9 protein-coding genes are annotated in these 4,096 nt (G+C 45.6%); 7 read left to right on the forward strand and 2 right to left on the reverse strand.

Going from position 1 to position 4,096, the window contains the following annotated elements:
• Positions 1–271 (forward strand): antiterminator Q family protein (locus ACKI5T_RS09195; RefSeq protein WP_407437123.1); only part of this gene is annotated, 271 nt, incomplete at its 5' end.
• Between the two features lie 36 nt (positions 272–307).
• Here ACKI5T_RS09195 and ACKI5T_RS09200 read toward each other — a convergent pair.
• Complete coding sequence (locus ACKI5T_RS09200; RefSeq protein WP_407437124.1) at positions 308–1,093, reverse strand: class I SAM-dependent methyltransferase; 786 nt, start codon at positions 1,091–1,093, stop codon at positions 308–310.
• Positions 1,094–1,310: 217 nt separating this feature from the next.
• On the opposite strand from ACKI5T_RS09200, the gene ACKI5T_RS09205 reads away from it, so the two are divergent.
• The 5 genes from ACKI5T_RS09205 (at position 1,311) to ACKI5T_RS09225 (ending at position 3,330) form a co-directional block, all read left to right on the forward strand.
• A complete protein-coding gene (locus ACKI5T_RS09205) occupies positions 1,311–1,526 on the forward strand; it encodes a class II holin family protein (protein WP_015959611.1) in 216 nt (71 codons plus the stop codon).
• Positions 1,526–2,062 carry a lysozyme gene (locus ACKI5T_RS09210; protein ID WP_407437125.1) on the forward strand — a complete coding sequence of 179 codons (537 nt, stop codon included), beginning with the start codon at positions 1,526–1,528 and terminating at the stop codon, positions 2,060–2,062. The genes ACKI5T_RS09205 and ACKI5T_RS09210 overlap by 1 nt, the downstream gene beginning before the upstream one ends.
• 94 nt (positions 2,063–2,156) lie before the next feature.
• Positions 2,157–2,624, forward strand: coding sequence for a lysis protein (locus ACKI5T_RS09215; RefSeq protein WP_407437126.1), 468 nt, complete (start codon positions 2,157–2,159; stop codon positions 2,622–2,624).
• Between the two features lie 48 nt (positions 2,625–2,672).
• Positions 2,673–2,960, forward strand: a complete 288-nt coding sequence (locus ACKI5T_RS09220) for a hypothetical protein (RefSeq protein ID WP_407437127.1) — start codon at positions 2,673–2,675, stop codon at positions 2,958–2,960.
• A gap of 133 nt (positions 2,961–3,093) precedes the next feature.
• Positions 3,094–3,330, forward strand: coding sequence for a hypothetical protein (locus tag ACKI5T_RS09225; protein WP_407437128.1), 237 nt, complete (start codon positions 3,094–3,096; stop codon positions 3,328–3,330).
• A 150-nt stretch (positions 3,331–3,480) separates the two neighbouring features.
• Here the strand turns inward: ACKI5T_RS09225 and ACKI5T_RS09230 are convergent, their stop codons facing one another.
• The gene (locus tag ACKI5T_RS09230; RefSeq protein ID WP_407437129.1) at positions 3,481–3,645 is read right to left on the reverse strand and encodes a hypothetical protein; all 165 of its coding nucleotides are present in this window, start codon (positions 3,643–3,645) and stop codon (positions 3,481–3,483) included.
• Positions 3,646–3,840: 195 nt separating this feature from the next.
• On the opposite strand from ACKI5T_RS09230, the gene ACKI5T_RS09235 reads away from it, so the two are divergent.
• Positions 3,841–4,074: a hypothetical protein gene (locus ACKI5T_RS09235; RefSeq protein WP_407437130.1), complete on the forward strand. Its 234-nt coding sequence runs from the start codon at positions 3,841–3,843 to the stop codon at positions 4,072–4,074.
• Positions 4,075–4,096 lie beyond the last annotated feature (22 nt).

The following is a 4,096-nucleotide window of genomic DNA, read 5'->3' on the forward strand; positions in this document are numbered from 1 at the left end:
AATTGCTGCTGGTTTTAAAAGCCTGTTGCCACATGGAAAAAAATCACGCCCACAGTGCGATGATGATACTGGCATTATGATCGACGGTTGCGTAGCGCGACTGAGGCAGTATAAGCCGGAAGAATACGAGTTGATCATTGCTCACTTCGTTGTTGGGATTTCACTAAGGTCTATCGCTAAACGCCGGAAGTGCTCTGATGGGACAATCAGGAAGGAGTTGCAAACTGCATTAGGGTTTGTGATGGGCGTCTTGATTATGTGCTCAGTATAGCTTTAAGCGGTAGGCATCAACCTACCGCTTAACCCTCTAAATGATAGCTAAAGCAATCAATGGGGTGACACGAGAGCTGTTCATTGAGCCGTCGTGTATATACTGCATGGCAGAGCTTGTGGTTTTCTGCATAGCGGTGTTAACTTTTGTTTTCACCGTTATTTGGTTGATAGGTATTGCTAGGCGAGTAGATAAATCGTCTGCATAGGCATTCCGTATTTCAAATTTACTATGACCCTGAAGTTGTTGGATCCTGTCTACTACGCATAGTTTACATTGATCGCCATTGATAATTTTCAGCTCTAGGGCCCTTAAAGTTGCCTTTTCACGATATTGCTTGGCAAAATCTATATCTAAGTTTTCAACTTCTTGTTCGAGCTCATTTGCTGCATGTAAAGGAGCGGCACCGAAGAACGAGAACATTATGTAATCAAAAACCAAGGCCAATAATGACACACCTGAATCAAATACACTGGCGTGTATGAGATAACAATCAGTTTCTGAGGATAAATCAATATTAGAAATTTGAGTTATGTCGATTCTCTCAACTTTATAACCTGCATTAGTTATGTTTTCCTCTGCCATCGTAATTAGCGTATCGTTAATTTCGACGCACACAACTTTGCAGCCTCTTGATAAAAAGCTCATCGTACTATTGCCGTTGCCACAACCTATCTCTAGTACAGATGATGATTCCGAGATGTTCGATGAAATCCATGCGTAATCGTTAGCATTGTTATGGTCTTCGCTTGATTTACTCCACTCAGAGGCATATTCCTGCGGTGTCATTGCTGTCATGTCATTCTTTTTGAAATAAGTCACAATATATCCTTTATAATCAATTTTTTATTCCGAGAGAAATAATTCTAACGCGTACGCGAAAAAATATATACTGTGTTAAGAGTGGTCACTTAGACACGGACTTAAATCATATAGAGCCTCGCATCTGCGTGGCTTTTTTTTCGCTTCGAGAGCTACGCATTTGCGTGGCTTTTTTATTTTCTTAACACAGCACCCGCCAGTAACGCGAGGTGAGAGCATGTACCGAATGGACAAACTAACGACAGGCATTGCCTATGGCGCATCAGCAGGAAACGCCGGGTTCTGGATGTTCCAGGTGCTAGATAAAGTCAGTCCATCTCAATGGGCGGCAATTGGTGTCTTAGGTAGCCTGCTTTTCGGCTTGCTTACGTACCTGACAAATCTTTATTTCAAAATCAAAGAGGATCGGCGCAAAGCCGCGCGAGGTGAGTGATGGGAAACAGAGCGAAGCTTAGCGCTGCAATGATCTCCCTGATTGCTGCTGGCGCATCAGCACCGATTTTATTTGATCAGTTTATCAGTGAGAAAGAAGGTAATGCGCTCGTTGCTGTCGTCGATCCTGGCGGTGTCTGGTCATTGTGCCACGGTGTAACTGTCATTGATGGCAAGTCGGTCATCAAAGGCCAGCGAGCTACTGAGGCGCAGTGCAAGAAAGTGAATGCCATCGAGCGCGACAAGGCGCTTGCATGGGTGGACCGAAATATCAAAGTGCCGCTCACTGAACCGCAGAAAGTTGGCATCGCATCGTTTTGTCCTTACAACATCGGTCCTGGTAAATGCTACCCGTCGACGTTCTATCAGCGCATTAACGCTGGCGACGGTAAAGGCGCATGCGAAGCAATTCGCTGGTGGATTAAAGATGGTGGACGAGACTGCCGACTGACCAAAGGCCAGAAGAACGGCTGTTATGGTCAGGTCGAACGCCGTGACCAGGAAAGCGCGCTAACGTGCTGGGGGATAGACCATTGAGCCCAAGCATTATTTGTTTCATTGTTGCTGGAATACTGGCATGCCTCGGAATGACGGGGTGGGGATGGTTCCTCTTTGTTGGAGTAATTCTTCTATGAGCCGCCTCACTGCAATCATCTGCGTGGTTGTCATCTGCCTCCTGGTTTCGATGGCATGGGCGATTAACCACTATCGTGATAACGCCATCACCTACAGAGACCAGCGCGATAAGGCCACTGAGAAACTCAATCTGGCCAACGCAACTATCACTGACATGACAACCCGGCAGCGCGATGTTGCTGCACTGGATGCCAAATACACGAAGGAACTCGGCGATGCAAAAGCTGAAAATGATGCTCTGCAGCGCAAGCTTGATAATGGTGGTCGGGTGCACGTCAAAGGCAAGTGTCCAGTGCCAGCCACAGCCAAAACCGCCAGCACCTCCGGCATGGGCAATGATGAAACCATCGAACTCTCTGACGTTGCTGGACGAAACGTTCTCGGTATCCGATCCGGAATCATCAGTGACCAAACAGCATTGAGAACGCTGCAGGAATACATCACCACGCAGTGCCTGAAATAGAGCCTCGCAATAGCGGGGCTTTTTTAAACGTTAAAAAAGGTAAAGACGATGGATGAAGATGATCGTAAAGACCTGGAACTATGGTTTGGACTGTCATACGCAGCGTTCTGCGTAATGCCTCGTGTATTCATGGAGGCCATGCCAACTGAATGGCAAGAGAAGATGGCTCAACTGCTATTTGAGTATGACGACACGGTTAAAACGAATGTTTGCGGGATTCACAGCTGTTTTGTTACCGCCAAGGACAGCAATAACCGCTTTATGAAGATGCCAGAGGATATCCTCAACTATCGGCATCCACGGAGAGAATTCGTCGAATCATTCCTGAAGAAGTAGCCGTTACAAAGCTCATCTTCGGGTGGGTTTGATAATGTGATATCTAATTCATCAGAAACTATGGCCAGATGTTGATTCTTATTACTTAACCCTCATATATGAAAGGCAACAGTTCACTAATATCGAGGGTTTTATGTGGAAAACGTTTGAAGAAGCTATTCCAGAGCGCTCTGGATGGATTTTGTTGTCAACCAATAAAGGATTGGGTTATTCCCATTACGATAGGGATAAGAATGCTTTAGGGCAGGTCTATTTGTTCGGTGACGTTAATAATACGACCGAAAAGATTAAGCATTGGGCACCAATTGAAGACCAACCACAAGGTGACTACGACCCGAACTCTACAGGTTTTCAACGATTCGTGAAGTGATAACGCCGCCTCCGGGCGGCTTTTTATTGCCATTACGATGGGTATGCCTATCGCAAGCAAAATATCCCCTATCGCGGATAAAAATAAAATATCCCCGACAGGGGATAAACGGTAACAGCAGGCACTCAGTGAATGCCTGCTGTTAATTGCTCATTTCTCTTTAAGGCCCTTTTCAACAGCGAGCTCCATTAGGTCCTCGTACACACGGTCGAAAAGCGACATTGCGGTTCCGTAACCACCATTTTTAGCTGTTAGTGCGGAAATGATTTTTACCGTTTCAGAAAATACATATTTTTTTAACTCTTCTTCACTCACTTAAAAATCTCCATATCAATTGTTGAATTTTAGCTTTACCACAACTTTCTATTTTCATCGAACATATTAATTGCGCTTCGCACACGCACACCTAAGAGAGTCTTTGAGAGGTGAGCTTGGGTAATGCCGTTAGGTAGCGTTTACCTCTCGGGCGGTATTACCGTGCGGCAGGCTCACACCTAAAAGGAAACGCCCATGAGAATCACAGTATTGGATGATGATCCCGGAAGAAAGATAGACCCTCGCAAAGAGCGCTACGTGGTCCGAGTTGATGGGGAAGTAATTAAGACCGTCCATAGCGCAGATGATGAAAAAGGCGAGGTTATTGTTGCTGCTCTCGATCGTGACGGCTTCCTGGTTGTTGATAAAGGCGAAGTAAAGAGAAAAACCATTTACGGTGCAGTTGACATACAGCGCCTCGAATCATAACTGAGCGAAGGTGGTTCTTTTT

Origin of the sequence: Lelliottia sp. (assembly GCF_045627565.1) — a bacterium.
In the GTDB taxonomy this organism is placed as follows: domain Bacteria; phylum Pseudomonadota; class Gammaproteobacteria; order Enterobacterales; family Enterobacteriaceae; genus Enterobacter.